Origin of the sequence: Anaerocolumna jejuensis DSM 15929, from assembly GCF_900142215.1 — a bacterium.
Classification (GTDB): domain Bacteria; phylum Bacillota; class Clostridia; order Lachnospirales; family Lachnospiraceae; genus Anaerocolumna; species Anaerocolumna jejuensis.
The window spans coordinates 543,139-560,360 of record NZ_FRAC01000007.1; the positions used below are offsets into that span (position 1 = coordinate 543,139).

Here is a 17,222-nt window from a genome sequence, read left to right on the forward strand (position 1 = left end):
TAGAAGGGCTGTTGCAAAATAAACATTCATGACGGATGATAATATAAATCCGATTCCAAAGATGTTATGATGCAGCAGCCCTTAATTAAAATATATAAATGAACTTATGAGGTGCGATTATGTTAAGAGAAGATTTAAAAGCTTACCCCTTTATGAATAAGAACGTTGATACCGAAGAACGTATACGGGATTTAATAAACAGAATGACCTTGGAAGAAAAGGTACGCCAGCTTGATATTTATTCAGGAACAGAATTTTTAGAGGATTCTGAAGGAATGTCTGAATTTGACGGAGACAGGTATAAAGAATTATATGGTGAAGCAGGTATTGGCTGCCTGCAAATCAGATATTCATCCGCTAAGCTCAATAATCAGATACAGGAATATAATATGAAAAATACACGCCTGAGCATTCCGGTATTATTTAGCGAAGAAACGCTGCATGGATTGGTCTGGCCGGAGGCTACGATATTTCCGCAGCAAATTGCCTTAGCCGGCACATTTGAGCCGGACCTCGCCTATAAGCAAGGCAGAGCCATTGCAGCAGAGGCACGAAGCTTAGGCATACATGAAGGGTGGTCGCCTGTACTTGATCTGGCCAGAGACCCGCGATGGGGACGAGTGGAAGAGGGGTATGGTGAAGACACCTATTTAAGTTCAAAATTTGCATACAAAATGGTAAAAGGATTACAAGGTAACGATTTAACTCAAAAGGATTCGATCGTAGCTGAACCGAAGCACTTTTCAGGATATGGTTCCCCAAGCGGAGGACTGAATTGCGGGCCTGCAACCTTTGGACGCCATGATCACGCAAGTTATTGTCTGCCAATATTTGAAGCAGCGTTTAACGCCGGAGCCTTAAATACAATGTGCTCTTATAATACAATCGATGGTGTGGCGGTTGCCGGAGATAAAGAATTACTTACAAAGGTGCTGCGTGAGGAAATGGGAATGAAGGGTTTTGTCCGTTCTGATATGACGGCAGTTCGTATGCTGCATACTTGTCATTATGCAGCCAGAAGCGACAGAGAAGCTATAAAGATGGGGATAGAAGCAGGTGTGGATATGCAGCTGTATGATTATCCTCATGAAGAATACCAGAATACGCTTATTGATTTAGTTAAGTCCGGAGAAATTACAGAAGGAACAGTTAATATTTCCTGCAGCAGAATTTTAAGAGTTAAATTTATGTTAGGCCTGTTTGAAAATCCATTTACAGATGAGTCCTTAAGTGAAAAGGTAGTGAACAGTCGGGAGCATAAGGAGGCAGCGTTAGAGGTTGCAGAGAAATCAATATGTCTCCTCAAAAATCAAAATAACATCTTACCGCTTAAAAAGTCAATGAAAAATATAGCGGTTATCGGACCAAGTGCTGCAGCCTGCAGATTTGGCGGGTATAGTTCAGCCAGCAGCGTAGACCGTGGGGTTACATTACTTGATGGAATAAAAGCTATTGTTTCAAAAGATACCACTGTAACATATAATTCAGGCTGCGGTATTTTAGATGCGGAAATAAAACCTGTTCCCCAGAATTGGCTGCGGGACATAAACGGCAAAAACGGGTTGACCGGGGAGTATTTTAATAATCTGGATTTCTCAGGAGAACCGGTGTGTACGAGATTGGATGGGATGATAAACTTTAACTTTATCTATTCCAAACCGGCAGCGGGTGTAAATGCGGATAGATTTGCAGTACGCTGGAGCGGAACTTTAATAACTGACCACAGCTTTAAGGGCTGCCTTGGACTAAGTACCATGGACAGTATGAGATTGTGGGTGGATGATAATTTAATTGTGGATGGCTGGGAAGAATTGAATGCAAATCAAATGGTGGATTTTGATTTTGCAGAGGGCAGAGAGTACCAAATTAAAATTGAGTATAAAAATGACCAAAGAGGCGCCAGAGTGATTTTGGGGTATAATAATGGCCGCCTGAATATGGATGAGGCAATCCGCATAGCCCAAGAGGCAGACGTTGCCATTGTTGCGGTAGGCGACAGCGAGGAAACCTGCGGTGAGAATTTTGACAGAGCCGACCTGAACCTTCCGGGAAAGCAGCTGGATTTGGTTAAGGCTATACATGCAACGGGCACCCCTGTCGTACTGGTCCTGCAAAATGGCAGACCCTTGTCAATTACATGGGAAAATGATAATATTCCTGCTATTATAGAGGCCTGGCATGTAGGGGAGCAGGGCGGCAGTGCCATTTCAAAAGTGATATTTGGTGATGTTAATCCTGCAGGCAGGCTGCCGATGTCTTTTCCTAAATCAGTCGGGCAGATACCTGTTCACTATAACAGATGCCCCTTTAGTGCGACGAAATATGTTGAAATGGATTGGCTGCCGCTATACCCTTTTGGGTATGGTCTAAGCTACACAAATTTTGAATACTCAAACATAAGCTTATCAAAGTCAGAAATCAGAGCAGATGAAGAAATCGATGTCATGTTTGATGTAACGAATATTGGTAACTGTAAGGGGGAAGAAGTTGCACAGCTCTATATTCATGATGAATATAGCAGCGTCCTGCGTCCTTATAAGGAATTAGCAGGATTTAAAAGAATTCAATTAGAGAAAGGTGAAACAAAAAGGGTAGTATTAACATTAGGATATGAGCAATTACGGGTATTAAATAAAAACTTTAAATGGACTGTTGAAGAGGGGAAATTTGAAGTCATGGTCGGCAATAACTCAGCCAATATATTATTAACGGCTGAATTCAATGTTTTACCGTTATAAGATGATTTAAGAGAAAAAGGACAGTTTTTCACAATGGGACGGCAATTTGCACAAAGCAGAAAGAACGAATGCTTCGATTCCAAGGTATAAGAAGTCCTAATTCTCTGAAGCTTTTGTGCTGGACATATTATCAAACAGATAACTCGCTGCGCTCAAACAATCTGCTTGATAATATAGCACAAAATCTTCAGAGAAAAGGACTTCTAATACCTTTCCATAGTCGCATTCGTTCTTTCTGCTTTGTGCAAATTGCCTGAAACATATTGAAATGAGGTTTTTGACGATTGAAGCATCATATATATTGAAGGTACTTTAAATTTTTGCTTAGGCGGGTAAAGTATATTTGTGACATAAAATTATAGAATATAAAGGAGGATATCACAAGACATGTAATGACTTGGGATATCCTCTTTTTGAAATTATCTATCTCTATGCCGATTATTTATTGGTTGATTTTACTTCATTCCATTTCTTGATATAAAGAGCGTCCATATTCTCGCCAAGGTAGTGGTATGTGGTGCAGCGGTCTAATACATCCTGGGCGGGAAATGCGATAGGGCTGTCTTTGATATCCTTATCCTTGATTAATTCCCTGGCAGCTTTATTGGGAGTAGAGTAAGTAATGTAATTAAAGTTCTTAAGGGCAATTTCAGGGTCGCACATGAAGTTAATCCATTTTTCTGCATATTCCTTGTTGGGGGCATTTTTGGGAATAACCCATCCGTCTATCCATACATTGGAGCCTTCCTTTGGAACGACATATTCAAGGTCAGGATTTTCACGCTGTGTAAAGATAGCTTCTCCGGAATAGATAACACCGATTGGATTGTCGCCGCCGATCATCTTATCTCTTACCTGGTCCACTACATAAGCATCCACCAGAGGCTTTTGCGCCTGTAATAGTTTTTTTGCTTCCTCTATCTGCGCTTCGTCCGTTGTATTAATAGAGTAGCCAAGATAGCTTAAAGCAATGGCAAAAGCATCTCTTACACTGTTAATCATTAAGAGGTCGCCGGTATAGCCGTTTCTTTTGATAAAATCCTTATCAAAGAGGGCACCCCAGCTGTCAATGGGCTCCTTGATCATGGTTTTATTATAAAGGATTCCCACGGTGCCCCAGCAGTAGGGAACACTGTATTGGTTGCCCGGGTCGAACTGCTCCGCGCTTTTCAGATAGGCAGGGTCAATATTCTTGATATTCGGGACATTGTTGTAATCTATCTTGGTAAGGAGGCCTTCACCAATCATCTTTTCAATCATATAGTCGGAAGGACATACCACGTCATATTTCTGGGAACCGGTCTTTATAACAGGATACATATCTTCATTCTGCTCGAAGTAGCTCATAACGACCTTAATTCCGGTTTCTTTTTCAAAGAGCTTTACGACATCAGGATCTATATATTCACCCCAGTTATAAACCAAAATCTTTGGGGTATTATTTTTGGAACAGCCGGTTATAACTCCTGTGCTGGTCAGGATAAGACTGCATAGAAGCAGCAGGGCGGTTATTCTTTTCATCATTGACTCCTTTCGAGAACATCAAACTTTCATTTACTTTAATCAGGCATTTCCATAGGACTTTTCACCATGCTCCTTGTCTTTTCTGCGGTTGATCAGCACTAAAAGAATCAGGATACTGATAAAGAGAAGAGTGGAAAGGGCATACATTTCCGGCTTGATTCCTTTTCGCACTTCCGTGTAAATAATCGTGGAAAGGGTATCAAAGCCTGCGCCTTTTGTAAAATAAGTAATTACAAAATCATCCAGGGACATGGTAAAGGCTAAAAGGAAGCCGGAGAGAATACCTGGAAAGATATCCGGCAGTATAATCTTAAAAAAGGCATAAGATTTTGTAGCCCCTAAATCCAGGGCAGCCTCATAGATACTGGTATTCTGCCTGGTAAGTCTTGGCATGACGCTTAAGATGACATAAGGGATATTAAAGGTTATATGAGATAACAGCACACTGGAAATACTTAAGGGGTAATTCAGTGCGATAAATAACAGCATCAGGGAAATACCCGTTACAATATCCGCATTCATCATAGGAACATTGGAGATTCCTAAAAGAATTGTCTTGGGAACCTTTCTCATATTGTTAATGGCAAGGCAGGCACAGGTACCGATAACGGCAGCGATAAAAGCCGACAGCAAGGCGATGATCAGGGTATTGGTAAGTGCCTCCATAATCGCTTCATCCTGGAACAGATTGCGGTACCAGGTGAAGGTAAATCCGCCCCATCTGGAACGGGACTTGGATTTATTAAAGGACAGTATAATAAGGATGAAGATGGGGGCATATAAAAACAACAGAATCAGCCCCAAATAAAAACGGGAAAAGAATTTCTTTACCATATATTCTTACCCTCCGATTCCTTGTCATATTTGGTAAGGATAGCCATGCTGAGGAGAATGAATACCATGAGCACCAAAGACAGGCCAGAGCCGGTATGCCAGTTGTTTACTGTTTTGAACTGCTGCTCGATGATGTTTCCGATCAGGACTACCTTGCTGCCACCAAGAATATCCGATATAACGAAGGTGGTCAGAGACGGCACAAATACCATGGTAATGCCGCTGACAACCCCTGGTAAGGAAAGGGGCAGGATTACCTTCAGAAAGGTCATGAAGGAACCGGCACCTAAGTCCCTGGCTGCATTGACATAATCATCGCTTATTTTAGACAGTGAATTATAAATGGGAAGTATCATAAAGGGCAGAAAATTATAAACCATACCGAATATAATGGCTCCCGGCGTATTTATCAGTTCAAGGGCGGGCAGATGGAGGAACTTCAAAAAGGTATTGATAACCCCGGTCTTCTCCAGAATGTTCTGCCATGCCAGTGTCCTTAACAGGAAATTCATCCACATGGGAAGAATAAATATCATAATTATAAAGGAATTGCTCTTCAATTTCATTCCATGGAGGATTAAGGACAGAGGATAAGCCAATAGCAGGCATATTACCGTACTGACAATGGAAAGCTCCAGGGAAAGCCATAGGGACTGCAGGTTGATAGGGTCTGTTATCAGAGCCAGATTACTCAGGGTGAAGCCTCCCCCCTCTGCGGTAAAACCATAGTATATTATGATAAAGAGAGGAACAATAACAAATATACCCATCCAGATGGTGTAGGGATAGGAAAGCCATTTCTTAGTATTCATCCGGTGCCACAGCCTCCTCATCCTCTGATTGAGGTTTATTCATAATGTGAATGTCAAAGGGATCCACTTTAATACCAACCTTGCTTCCTACGGGAAAGAGGTCCGTACTGTGAACAAGCCATTCATGACCGCCTGCAAGTACCTCCATCTCATAGTGGACACCTTTGAATATCAGAGAGGTAACCACACCGTTAAGGGCAGCTTCTCCGTCCTTTACAAGGTCGATATCCTCCGGCCTGATTACAACGTCCACAGGCTGGTTCTTGCCAAAGCCCTTATCCACACAAGGAAATTTTGTTCCGAGTATATTTACAAGCCCATCCTCAATCATAATGGAAGAGAGGATGTTGCTTTCACCGATAAAGTCGGCGACAAAGGCATTTTGAGGCTCGTTATATATCATTTCGGGAGAGCCTATCTGCTGGATATAGCCCTGGTTCATGACAACAATCGTGTCGGACATGGTAAGGGCCTCCTCCTGGTCATGGGTTACATAGATGAAGGTAATACCAAGTTCATTTTTCAGACGGATAAGCTCATACTGCATATCCTGTCGGAGCTTTAAGTCCAAGGCTCCCAACGGCTCATCCAGTAAAAGTACCTTCGGCTCATTCACAATGGCTCTGGCAATGGCAATACGCTGCTGCTGTCCGCCGCTCAGGGATTCGGGACTGCGGTTTTCATAGCCGTCCAGATTAACAAGCTTTAGGGCATATTTTATCTTATCCTGTATGTAGGATTTGCTTTTCCTCTTGATTTTTAGTCCAAAGGCAATATTCTCCGCTATGCTCATATGGGGAAAAAGAGCATACTTTTGAAATACTGTGTTTAACTGCCTTTCGTTGGGCGGCAGCTTTGTAATATCCTTTCCGTCAAAAATCACTTTGCCGCTGTCAGGATTCTCAAAACCGCCGATAATGCGGAGAGTTGTAGTTTTTCCGCAGCCGCTGGGACCTAGGAGGGTCAGGAATTCATTCTCCTTAATATATAAATCCAGATTATCCAAAACGACATTGTCGCCAAATTTTTTTGTTATTCCCATTAAATCAATCAGCTTACCGCCAGCCATGCCAGAATCCTCCTATGTAATCATAAAAAATAGTCCGAATTAAAAGCTCGGGGGTGTGGAAATCCACAACAAGCTGGCACCCTGTTTATCAGAAGCAGTGATATAGTGGTTTTTACCAGCCTTATAATAAAAGGATTCCCCTTTTTTTGCCCTGTAGGTTTTATTTCCGATATGAAGAACAATACTTCCGCTTAAGACATATCCGAATTCCTCTCCCTCATGGGGATTGTCAGGATAGGTGGAACCGCCGGGCTCCAGGGTAAGCAGAATAGGCTCCAGCATATTCTTTTGGGCATTGGGTATAATCCATTGTATATTGTTTTTTAATTCAGAATCATACTTTTCAAAATAGTCTGTTTTTTTAAATACTACCTGTTCGGTAGAAGTATCCGAAAAGAATTCCTCCAGATTCGTACCAAGACATTGTAAAATATCAACTAAGGTTGCAATGGAGGGACTTGTTAAATCTCTTTCCACCTGGGAGATAAAACCTTTGGATAGCTCGGCTCTGTCTGCCAGCTCCTCCTGGGTCAGATTCTTTTGTACACGGAGTTCCTTGATTTTCCCACCAATTTTCATACTGACTCCCATCTGTGCGCCGTGGCACATGTATAATCAGGATTACAACATACTCATTTATGCTGTTTTCCCACTCAAACCGGTATGATGCCGCCTTGCAGTATTTCAAATAATATGGAAAGAAGTCTGAAGGAGTACCCTCATCGCTCATTGTGGAGAACTTCTGTGATGAGATGCTTCTTCCTTGTCTACTTTCCTTAATAAAATTAAACTCAAAGTTTAGTGTTGCTAAACAACATCATCATAATTATACACGGAATTAGTCCTATGTCAATGGGTTATTTATTTTTATACAGAAAAATGAATAGGATAAGAAAATAATGGAAAAAAGAAAAATTATCAGTATTTAAAATGACAGTATCTGAAAGGCCCCTTTGGGGAGAAAAGTGATATTAAAATGGCCCTATAAAGGAACTTTGCTGATTGTCCACTTTATAGGGTCCATTTTATATGCCTCCGGAAGAAGGCATTTTGAATCAATAGAATAAACGGGTCTAATAACGGGAGGGTGACAGATTTGACAATATTTTATATACCTCCCTGCCAAGAGTGATGGCAAGTACAGTAGTTACAAGGTCCTTTGCAAGCATAAGGGGAACGGAAGGCAAAATCCATGTACCGGTGACGCGGTAATATTCAAAGAGCCCAAGGGCATGGCATACCAGCAGTCCGCAGATACTAAAGAAAACATTGGCATAGTAGGGCTTTTTGCTGCCTAATCCGGTAAGGTATACCATGGGAAGAAATCCTATCAGATAACCGCCGGTAGGACCAACCAGAGTATCCAGACCGCCTCCAAAATTAGCGAAGACAGGGATTCCCACCACACCCATTAACAGGTATAACAGAACAGAGAGGAGTCCTGATTTTCGCCCCAGGATAGCACCGATCAAAACGATACCAAAGGTTTGCAGGGTTATGGGGATTCCCCCGGGAAGCATAAAGGAAATCTGTGACAATATGGATAAAATAGCTGTAAAAAGCGCAATTTTAACCATTTCCTGAGTCGTTATAAACGTTCGTTTCATCTTTTAAACCTATTCTTTCTGAAAAAATTTAACAATAGAATCCATTTTCGAGGTCATGCTCATGAAAAGCATGTCTACTAAAGTAATAGCAGCCATTGCTTCCACTACCACGACAGCTCTTGGAACAATAACCGGGTCATGACGGCCCTTAATATTGATGTTGATATTTTCTCCTGCCTTGTTAATGGTTCTTTGGGTACTGGCAATAGAAGCGGTGGGTTTTACTGCGGCACGGAAGACAATCTCGGAGCCGTCACTGATACCGCCAAGTATTCCGCCGGCATGGTTGCTTAGCTTGGTCACCTTGCCGTTATCCGTATACAGGAAGGGGTCATTATTTTCCATACCGGTTTTTTCCGCCGCCTGAAAGCCTGAACCAAATTCAATTGCTTTAACGGCACCGATGGAGAGAATCGCTTTTCCAAGGTTGGCATCCAGCTTATCAAAGACCGGCTCCCCGATACCTGCCGGAACGCCTGAAATAATACATTCGATAACACCGCCCACAGAATTGAGCTCCTTCATTTTTTCCTGCATCAGTATTTCCGCAGCTGCAGAAGCCTCCATATCAGGCATATAAAATGGACTTGTTAGAATGTTATCCTTATTGCATTTTGCATAATCAATAGAGACATTGCCAATGGACTTCGTATAAGCGCAGACAGTGATTCCAAGATCTTTTAAGATGGAAGAAGCAATAGCCCCTGCGGCTACCCTTCCGATGGTCTCCCTGCCGGAGGACCTGCCGCCTCCTCTGTAATCACGAAAACCATACTTGGCATCATAGGTATAATCTGCATGCCCCGGCCGGTAGTAGCCTGCTATTTCCGAATAATCCCTGGATATCTGATTGGTATTCATAACTGCCAGAGATATAGGGGTTCCAGTGGTTCTGCCTTCAAACACACCGGATAATATCTGAACGGCATCTGCCTCATTTCTTTGAGTCGTATATTTTGTCTGTCCGGGACGCCTTCTGTCAAGGAATACCTGGATTGCTTCTTCGTTAAGTGCCAGACCTGCCGGGCATCCGTCTATTATTGCACCAATTCCCTGGCCGTGGGACTCTCCCCAGGTCGTAACCCGAAACATGGAACCATATGTTGAACCAGCCATATTAACCTCTTTCCGATATAAACAGCTATATCCATAAATATTTTCCTTAGTATATAAGAAAACTCTATTTTTATCAATATCTTTTGAGGACATTTTAAAAATACAATTCATATATTGTAATGATTGGGAAAGAAATAGTCAAAGAATAATTTCCAAGGTACCAGGTTAACGTCTTTTATTCTAATAAGTCTGTAATATTCAAAAACATTCTTTTTCTCCGGCTATTTTAGGGCGTTATAAAAGTATAATTTACAAGGAGGTAATCATGCCAAATTATTATGCAAACAGAGGAAATGATAATAAGAGAGGAAATAGCAGTAATGAGAATATCCGTAATACGGATTATTCATATATGGAGCAAAAAAATGAGAGGGTTGAAAAATCTTCAAAAGATTTAATTATAGACGGCAATTCGGTTTATGAAATAGACCCGGATTGTTTTGAAAAGGTTAAACAGCGCAGGCAGAATTCCAGGCAGGATTGGAACAGGAGATAGTTATTCTATTAAAGCAGTATCCCGGGCATGCCTGGGATACTGCTTTTAAGAGGGCAGAATCAGAAAAAGCTGCCCTAGGGCAGCTCTTCTGGTTTGATGTAGTTTCTAATGATAAATAGTAATTAGAAGGAGTTTCCGCATAAGCAAAGGATTAAGATAATCCAGATGATAGATCCGCAGCCATCGTTGCCGCCACATCCGCATCCATTGTTAAAACCGCCTCCAAAAAATCCGTTACCACCGCTACCACAGCAAAATAATAGGATAATAATGATCCATATGCTGTTATTATTACCGCATCCGCATCCACTACCGCAGTTTGTTGCTGCTAAATCACTCATGTAAGAGCCTCCAATTTGTTATTACAATGTATCATATGAAATTGAGCTTGCCCTATTTCCTATATTTACGCTAGAAATTGTTGAGCTTTTTCGACATAATTCAGAAGGAAAAGGGAGACTGAAAAATTGGTTCGGGTGTTATAAGTTAATCTCAATAAACATGGCAAATATATCAGTTTAAAGTTGTACCTTCTTAACTGTAATGCTATAATTTTTATAATAAAATAAAATTTTGGAATTCAGGAAAGGGGTTATTATGAGAATAAACGCAGAAGATACTATGGCTTTGGTTATTGATGTACAGGAAAGATTGGTTCCCGCAATGAAAAACAGTATGGAGTGTGTCCGTAATATAAAACTGTTAACAGAAGGTCTTACGCAGCTTCACATTCCTTTTTTCATGACCCAGCAGTACACAAAGGGGCTTGGCATGACAGTGCCTGAAATCCAGGAAGACAGGGAGCCTTTTTCCTATTATGAAAAAATATCTTTCAGCTGTTATGAAAACGAAGAAATAAAGGAAAGCATTCAAAAGCAGCAGCGAAAAAATATCATAATCTGCGGAATAGAAGCACATATCTGTGTCCTGCAGACGGCAGTGGACCTGCAGGCAGCAGGCTATCAGACAATTGCAGTAACTAACTGTATTGATTCCAGAAAGGAAGAGGATAAGGCAGAAGCCTTAAAACGCTTTGCCTATGAAGGAATAATGACAGCCACCTATGAGTCAATCCTGTTCGAGCTGACCCGAAGGGCAGGAAGTGATACTTTTAAATCCATCTCCAGGTTAATTAAATAAGAATAACACAAACTTCACAATCATATACCTTATATAAATTATGCCCTTTTGCGTAAATTTCCCCAAGGGAATAGATGTATAAATGGTGGGACCTGCAAAAGAAAATAGATAATTATCTAGAAAATGTACAATAATCTATTAAATATAAAATAAAAATAAAAATAAAATAATTATAAAAATGATAATCATTATTGAAATTCTTAATGGAATGAGTTATAATAACGTAATACTAAAAAAATAAAATAAGGAGGAAAACTATGTATAATATTTTAATCGGCGGTGCAGCAGGCCAGGGAATCGATACCACTGTTGCAATACTGGAGAAGCTATTGAAACACTCCGGTTATTATATCTATACCACAAGGGATTTTATGTCCCGTGTACGCGGCGGCCATAATTTTTCCCTGCTCCGGTTCGGATCAGAGAAAATAACTTCTCACAGTGACAAAATAGATGGCATCATTGCTTTAAATGATGAGACCATTCATTTGCATAAACATCAGCTGACGGAGAAGGGCTTTATACTTTGTGACAGCAGCCTGGCCTATTCGGAACCCGGTGTGATTAAGCTGGATATGGAAAAAAAAGCAAAGGAGCTTGGGAATATAAGAGTGTCCGGCAGCATTGCCATAGGTGCCGTATTAAGACTTTTTGGCGAACCGTTTACATATGTGGAAGAAGTTATGGCTAAGGTTATAAGAAAGGAATTGCTGGAGATTAATTTAAAGGCTATACAGCTGGGATATGAGAGCGTTGAACCGGTATTTGAACATTTGGACGGACCTTTTAAGGATTATATGCTGATTTCCGGCAGCAAGGCTCTGGGACTAGGTGCCATAGCCGGAGGGCTTAAGTTCTACGCCGCCTATCCCATGTCACCTTCTACGGCGGTTATGGAGTACCTTGCTAGAGTCAGCACGGAAGCCGGAGTGGTGGTAGAGCAGGCAGAGGATGAGATTGCCGCTATTAACATGGCTTTAGGCGCTTCCTATGCAGGAGCCAGAGCAATGACCGGAACCAGCGGCGGAGGCTTTTGCTTAAAGGTAGAAGCCCTTGGTTTCTCCGGTATTGCTGAAATACCTCTGGTAGCTGTGGATGTACAGCGTCCGGGACCTGCCACAGGGCTTCCGACCAGAACGGAGCAAAGTGATTTAAAGTTTGTAATTTCAGCGGCTCAGGGCGAATTTCCCCGTATGGTCATTGCCTTAAGAAACCATGAGGATGCCTTTTATCAGACAGCAAGGGCACTTAATCTTGCGGAAAAGTACCAGATACCGGTAATACTCTTAAGTGACCAATACCTTGGTGACACAACGGCCTGCGTAAAACCTTATGATACAACAGGCATCACCCTTGTAAAACCTGCCGAAGAGGCAGAGGGGGAATACCTGCGCTATAGGCTTACGGAGGACGGAATCTCTCCCAGACTGATACCGGGGAAGACAGAACACCTGGTTACGGCAGACAGTGATGAGCATGACGAGAGAGGCTTTATAACGGAATCCGCCGAGGTCCGGAATGCCATGATGGATAAGAGAATGAAAAAGCTTAATAAGCTCATAGAGGAATTACAGGAGCCGGAATTTATCGGAGAAGAGAACTGCAAAGTCCTGTTATTAGGCTGGGGTTCCACCTACGGTCCTGTTGCCGAGGCAGTTTCAACATTAAACAAGCAGGGAAAGGGCAGCTTTGGCGCCCTTGTCTTTGGAGATATTTATCCTCTTCCCAAGAAGAGCCTGGAAAAGTATGGGCAGGGCAGGGTATTGATTAATGTGGAGCAGAATGCAACCGGACAGCTGGCCTCCTTAATCAGGGAACAGACAGGCATAACCTGCAGCAGAAGTATTTTAAAATATGACGGCAGGCAGATTTCCGGAGAAGAAATCGTAAAACAGGTTTTGGAAGGAGGTTTTTAACTGTATGGGTAAATTTGAGACATATGAGACGGCATGGTGCCCCGGCTGTGGTAACTTTGCCATATTGAACAGTTTAAAAACAGCCCTGGAAGAGCTTGATAAGGATCCCAAGGAGGTATTGATGGTAGCCGGTATCGGCCAGGCAGCCAAAACACCCCAGTATATCAGTGCAAACAGCTTCTGCGGCCTTCACGGAAGGGCTCTTCCCGCTGCGGTAGCAGCCAAGATTGCAAATGAAAAGCTTACGGTAATCGTAGATTCCGGTGATGGTGATTCCTACGGTGAAGGAGGAAACCACTTTATCCATAATATCAGAAGAAATGTGAATATTACGCACTTTGTCCATGATAATCAGATATATGGCTTAACAAAAGGGCAGGCCTCGCCTACCAGTAAGGAGGGGCATGTTACCCCGGTACAGACCTACGGTAATATCAATGTGCCTTTAAATCCCGTGCTGATGGCAATTGCAGCCGGAGCAGGTTTTGTTGCCAGAGGCTTCAGCGGTGATGCCAGGCAATTGGTAGCCCTGATGAAGGAGGCTATTTCTTATCCCGGTTATGCCTTCGTGGATATTATGCAGCCCTGTATCAGCTTTAACAAGATAAATACTTTTTCTTATTATAAAAATGCTGTCAGACCTCTTGGTGAAGAGTATGACCCTACGGATAAGAAAGGGGCCATGCTGATGGCAATGGAAGAGGAATGGATTCCTACGGGAATACTTTACCGCGAGGATAAGCCGGATTTCCATAGAAAGCATAAACTTTTAAAAGAAGGTAAGACTCTAATAGAACAGGAGCAAAGCCAGGATGCCCTTGAAGGCCTGATTCAGAGATTTATTTGAGAACAGTATAAAGACAGTAAGGAAAGGAAGTGCCATTTATGGCACTTCCCCCTGAAAAATAAATTATATTATACAGGAGGTTTAAGATGGCAGTTAAAAATGCAATGACCAGTGACTTTTTACATTCTGCTTACGGCGGAGAAAGCATGGCCCATATGAGGTATCTGACCTGGGGAGCCATGGCTGAGAAAGAAGGCTTTCCTAACATAGCAAAATTATTTGAGGCAATTGCTTATGCGGAAAGAGTACATGCCAATAACCATTTTAAGGAAATTGGAGGCGATACGGCGGATGCTACAGTAGTGGCAGGCGCGGTATTTGGCACCGGAAAAACCGTGGAAAATCTGCAGGGAGCCATTAATGGTGAGCTTCATGAGGTGGAACAAATGTATCCTGTATACCTGAATGCTGCTGAATTTCAGGAAGAAAAGGGAGCCCAGCGTTCCTTCCACTTTGCACTGGAAGCTGAGAAAATTCATGCAGAGTTATTCAAGCAGGCACAGGATGCTGCAAAGGGCAAGCAGGATATTAAGCTGGAAGCAGTTTATGTCTGTCCTATATGCGGACATACTATTTTAAACGATGCCCCGGATAATTGCCCTGTATGCGGTGCGAAAAAAGAAATGTATAAGAAATTCTGATAAAGGTGCTAATAAAGAGGCTCCATAACTTTCCGTTGCTCGTCTGTTTAGAGGACATTACAGGAAAGGAATGGAGCTTTTTGAAATTTTACTGTAACAGCCTTGGGATATTTAGAAGTCCCCAGCCTTGTTTGGACCAGGGAAAGCCAAGATCTATGGCGCAGTCCCTCAGCCTAAGTTTGGCCTCCTTGTTGGAAAGAGAAGGATATGCGGAAAGCAAAAGAGCTATGGCACCGGTCACAATGGGGGTAGCCATGGAGGTGCCGCTCTTAACAGCATACATAAGATTGGTATAATCATTTCTGGGATTATTTAAAACATTATAACGGTATCTTTGATAATTTTTCATGGTACCGCAGGATACGATATTAGATCCGGGTGCAACAATATCCGGCTTTTTTACGCAGGAAGCCGTAGGACCCCTGCCGGAATAATCCATCGTCTTGTTTCCGAAAAGCTCTACGGTAATCCGGTCATCAGAGGAGCCGACGGTTATTACCTTTCTGCTGATACCGGGAGTAGAGATGGACATGGGACTCGGCCCGTTATTACCGGCGGCTACCACCACTACGATGCCTGCATCCCATACGGCATTGACCCCCTTTACCAGGAGAGAATTCTCGTCTGCATTGTCCTTGGTAGTAGTACCTACAGATATATTAACAACCCGGATGTTGTATTTGGATTTATTATCAATAATCCACTGCAGGCCGGCTAAAACATCCGAGATATTTCCGTCCCCTTTCTGGTCCAATACCTTAATTCCAATAAGGTCACATTTAGGGGCTACTCCGGTATATCTGCCCCCGGAGAGAAAACCGTTTCCGCCGATAATACCGGATACATGGCTTCCATGGCCGTTATCATCATAGGGCTCAATTCTTCCGTGTATCAAATCGTGAAAGGATTTAATACGGTTTTTACCTTCCGTAAAATCCTTATGCATGCAGATACCCGTATCTACGACAGCAACCCCGATATTTTCCCCCATGATATTTCGGTCATGGGCCCATTTTAAATCTATGATATCCGCAACACGGTTCATCTGTGCAGTAATATGGGTATCCAATTCGTAACTCCACAATTGATTCTCTGACTGGAGGTCTTTTAACTTATCCGGTTCCACTTCTATAACATAAGAATCAATCATAGGCAATTTATATTTCAGCTTACCCATAGAAGCAACTTCATTGTAGTTATTTTCGTAATCACTGCAGCGGACAATAATCTGTACCTTTTCTTTTTGGTTCATATGGCAGCCATTCTTTCTTTACGGTCTTATTAATCTTATGAAGCTTCTTCTTGTCTTTATGCGAAATATCATTTAAAATCATTGCAATTTCTGATAAATAGTTTAGAATTCTGTGATTTGGGAAGGGAGACTATTGAGGCAGGTTTAGATACGAGACAAAAGGGCAGTTTATCACAAGGGGACGGCAGTTTGCACAAAATAGAAAGCTTCCTGCTTCCTTCCAATGTATAAGAAGTCCTAATTCTCTGAAGCTTTTGTGCTGGACATATCATCAAACAGATAACTCGTGGGCTCAGACAATCTGTTTGATGATATAGCACAAAAGCTTCAGAGAAAAGGACTTCTAATACATTTCCATAGGCGCAGGAAGCTTTCTATTTTGTGCAAACTGCCTGTTGTTATAGAAATGGGGGGATTTGTTGGGGAGATCATGTCATAAATCTGGTGTGAAAGGGCTTTTCTTCCATAGAAATACCAATGCTTTATGGAAAGAAGACTATACTTTATTATAAATTTACAGAATGTTTATTTTTTATTTATTGATTTGATGTTATATATGATGTATAACATTTAGCGTAAATAGAACATATAGATACCAGGACCGGCATAAGGAAAGGTCCTCACATTTAAAGGAGTGATTTTTATGTTAAGACCTATGTTAAAGGAACAAAGAAGACCTGCGGTTTTATTCAGTAATCTGTTTGATGATTTCTTTGATGACTTTTTTAGCCGCTTTGAAGGCGGAAGCACAGATGTGCTGGATAAGGGGGACCATTACCTTTTACAGGCGGAGCTTCCGGGCTTTAAGAAGAAAGATATCTCTCTGAAGCTTGAAAATGACATGATTATTATTAAGGCCAGCCATCAGGATGAGACAAAAGAGGAAAAGGATAATTATATCAGAAGAGAGAGAAATTTAAGTTCCTCTCAGAGAGTTTTTTCTGTAGCTGGAGTTGATAAGGACAGAATAATGGCTTCGTATAATAATGGTATTCTTGCCGTTACACTTCCCAAAGAAGATGCTTTGACAGATGGCAATAAATCAATTGAAATTCAGTAATGTAAATTCTAAGTTTCCATTGCATATAAAGTAATTCCAAGGCTGCACTGACCGGATGAAACGGTCAGTGCAGCCTTTTTACATGAACTTTACAATAGTGCAATAAAGATTTTACAGGAAATTGCTAAATTATTTCTGGATAATAAAAAGGGGTCAAGACGGAGGCTGTG

16 protein-coding genes are annotated in these 17,222 nt (G+C 41.8%); 7 read left to right on the forward strand and 9 right to left on the reverse strand.

Translation table 11 applies throughout. The features are described 5' to 3' along the window. The first annotated feature begins 119 nt into the window (after positions 1-119). On the forward strand, positions 120-2,738 hold the full coding sequence (locus BUB77_RS05850) for a glycoside hydrolase family 3 C-terminal domain-containing protein (protein WP_073273788.1): 2,619 nt from the start codon (positions 120-122) through the stop codon (positions 2,736-2,738). A 438-nt stretch (positions 2,739-3,176) separates the two neighbouring features. Here the strand turns inward: BUB77_RS05850 and BUB77_RS30795 are convergent, their stop codons facing one another. The 7 genes from BUB77_RS30795 to aroC all read right to left on the reverse strand — a co-directional run bounded on the left by BUB77_RS30795 (position 3,177) and on the right by aroC (position 9,700). Beyond that, positions 3,177-4,259 carry an ABC transporter substrate-binding protein gene (locus BUB77_RS30795; RefSeq protein ID WP_330392500.1) on the reverse strand — a complete coding sequence of 361 codons (1,083 nt, stop codon included), beginning with the start codon at positions 4,257-4,259 and terminating at the stop codon, positions 3,177-3,179. Between the two features lie 42 nt (positions 4,260-4,301). Beyond that, the gene (locus BUB77_RS30800) at positions 4,302-5,096 is read right to left on the reverse strand and encodes an ABC transporter permease (protein WP_330392501.1); all 795 of its coding nucleotides are present in this window, start codon (positions 5,094-5,096) and stop codon (positions 4,302-4,304) included. Further along, entirely contained in the window at positions 5,090-5,908 is an 819-nt protein-coding gene (locus tag BUB77_RS05860) for an ABC transporter permease (protein ID WP_084123938.1), read from the reverse strand. Before BUB77_RS05860 ends, BUB77_RS30800 begins: the two co-directional genes overlap by 7 nt. Continuing rightward, on the reverse strand, positions 5,898-6,977 hold the full coding sequence (gene potA / locus BUB77_RS05865; protein ID WP_073273792.1) for a spermidine/putrescine ABC transporter ATP-binding protein: 1,080 nt from the start codon (positions 6,975-6,977) through the stop codon (positions 5,898-5,900). Before potA ends, BUB77_RS05860 begins: the two co-directional genes overlap by 11 nt. 39 nt (positions 6,978-7,016) lie before the next feature. After that, positions 7,017-7,556, reverse strand: coding sequence for a cupin domain-containing protein (locus BUB77_RS05870; protein ID WP_073273794.1), 540 nt, complete (start codon positions 7,554-7,556; stop codon positions 7,017-7,019). 494 nt (positions 7,557-8,050) lie between these two features. After that, positions 8,051-8,584, reverse strand: a complete 534-nt coding sequence (locus tag BUB77_RS05875) for a biotin transporter BioY (protein ID WP_073273796.1) — start codon at positions 8,582-8,584, stop codon at positions 8,051-8,053. A gap of 9 nt (positions 8,585-8,593) precedes the next feature. Beyond that, positions 8,594-9,700 (reverse strand): chorismate synthase, encoded by a 1,107-nt coding sequence (aroC, locus tag BUB77_RS05880; RefSeq protein ID WP_073273798.1) that lies wholly within the window; start codon positions 9,698-9,700, stop codon positions 8,594-8,596. 265 nt (positions 9,701-9,965) lie between these two features. Between aroC and BUB77_RS05885 the strand changes: the two genes are divergently transcribed. Further along, on the forward strand, positions 9,966-10,196 hold the full coding sequence (locus BUB77_RS05885) for a hypothetical protein (RefSeq protein WP_073273799.1): 231 nt from the start codon (positions 9,966-9,968) through the stop codon (positions 10,194-10,196). A gap of 122 nt (positions 10,197-10,318) precedes the next feature. Here the strand turns inward: BUB77_RS05885 and BUB77_RS05890 are convergent, their stop codons facing one another. Further along, the gene (locus BUB77_RS05890) at positions 10,319-10,537 is read right to left on the reverse strand and encodes a hypothetical protein (RefSeq protein ID WP_073273800.1); all 219 of its coding nucleotides are present in this window, start codon (positions 10,535-10,537) and stop codon (positions 10,319-10,321) included. A gap of 256 nt (positions 10,538-10,793) precedes the next feature. On the opposite strand from BUB77_RS05890, the gene BUB77_RS05895 reads away from it, so the two are divergent. The 4 genes from BUB77_RS05895 (at position 10,794) to BUB77_RS05910 (ending at position 14,740) form a co-directional block, all read left to right on the forward strand. Next, on the forward strand, positions 10,794-11,336 hold the full coding sequence (locus tag BUB77_RS05895; protein WP_073273802.1) for an isochorismatase family protein: 543 nt from the start codon (positions 10,794-10,796) through the stop codon (positions 11,334-11,336). A gap of 257 nt (positions 11,337-11,593) precedes the next feature. Further along, positions 11,594-13,252: a 2-oxoacid:acceptor oxidoreductase subunit alpha gene (locus BUB77_RS05900; RefSeq protein ID WP_073273804.1), complete on the forward strand. Its 1,659-nt coding sequence runs from the start codon at positions 11,594-11,596 to the stop codon at positions 13,250-13,252. A 4-nt stretch (positions 13,253-13,256) separates the two neighbouring features. Next, positions 13,257-14,099 (forward strand): 2-oxoacid:ferredoxin oxidoreductase subunit beta, encoded by an 843-nt coding sequence (locus BUB77_RS05905; protein ID WP_073273806.1) that lies wholly within the window; start codon positions 13,257-13,259, stop codon positions 14,097-14,099. 86 nt (positions 14,100-14,185) lie between these two features. Further along, a complete protein-coding gene (locus BUB77_RS05910) occupies positions 14,186-14,740 on the forward strand; it encodes a rubrerythrin family protein (protein ID WP_073273808.1) in 555 nt (184 codons plus the stop codon). A gap of 88 nt (positions 14,741-14,828) precedes the next feature. Here the strand turns inward: BUB77_RS05910 and BUB77_RS05915 are convergent, their stop codons facing one another. Further along, positions 14,829-15,785 (reverse strand): S8 family peptidase, encoded by a 957-nt coding sequence (locus tag BUB77_RS05915; RefSeq protein ID WP_073273955.1) that lies wholly within the window; start codon positions 15,783-15,785, stop codon positions 14,829-14,831. An 850-nt stretch (positions 15,786-16,635) separates the two neighbouring features. On the opposite strand from BUB77_RS05915, the gene BUB77_RS05920 reads away from it, so the two are divergent. Beyond that, positions 16,636-17,052, forward strand: a complete 417-nt coding sequence (locus BUB77_RS05920; protein ID WP_073273810.1) for an Hsp20/alpha crystallin family protein — start codon at positions 16,636-16,638, stop codon at positions 17,050-17,052. The last annotated feature ends 170 nt before the right edge of the window (positions 17,053-17,222 follow it).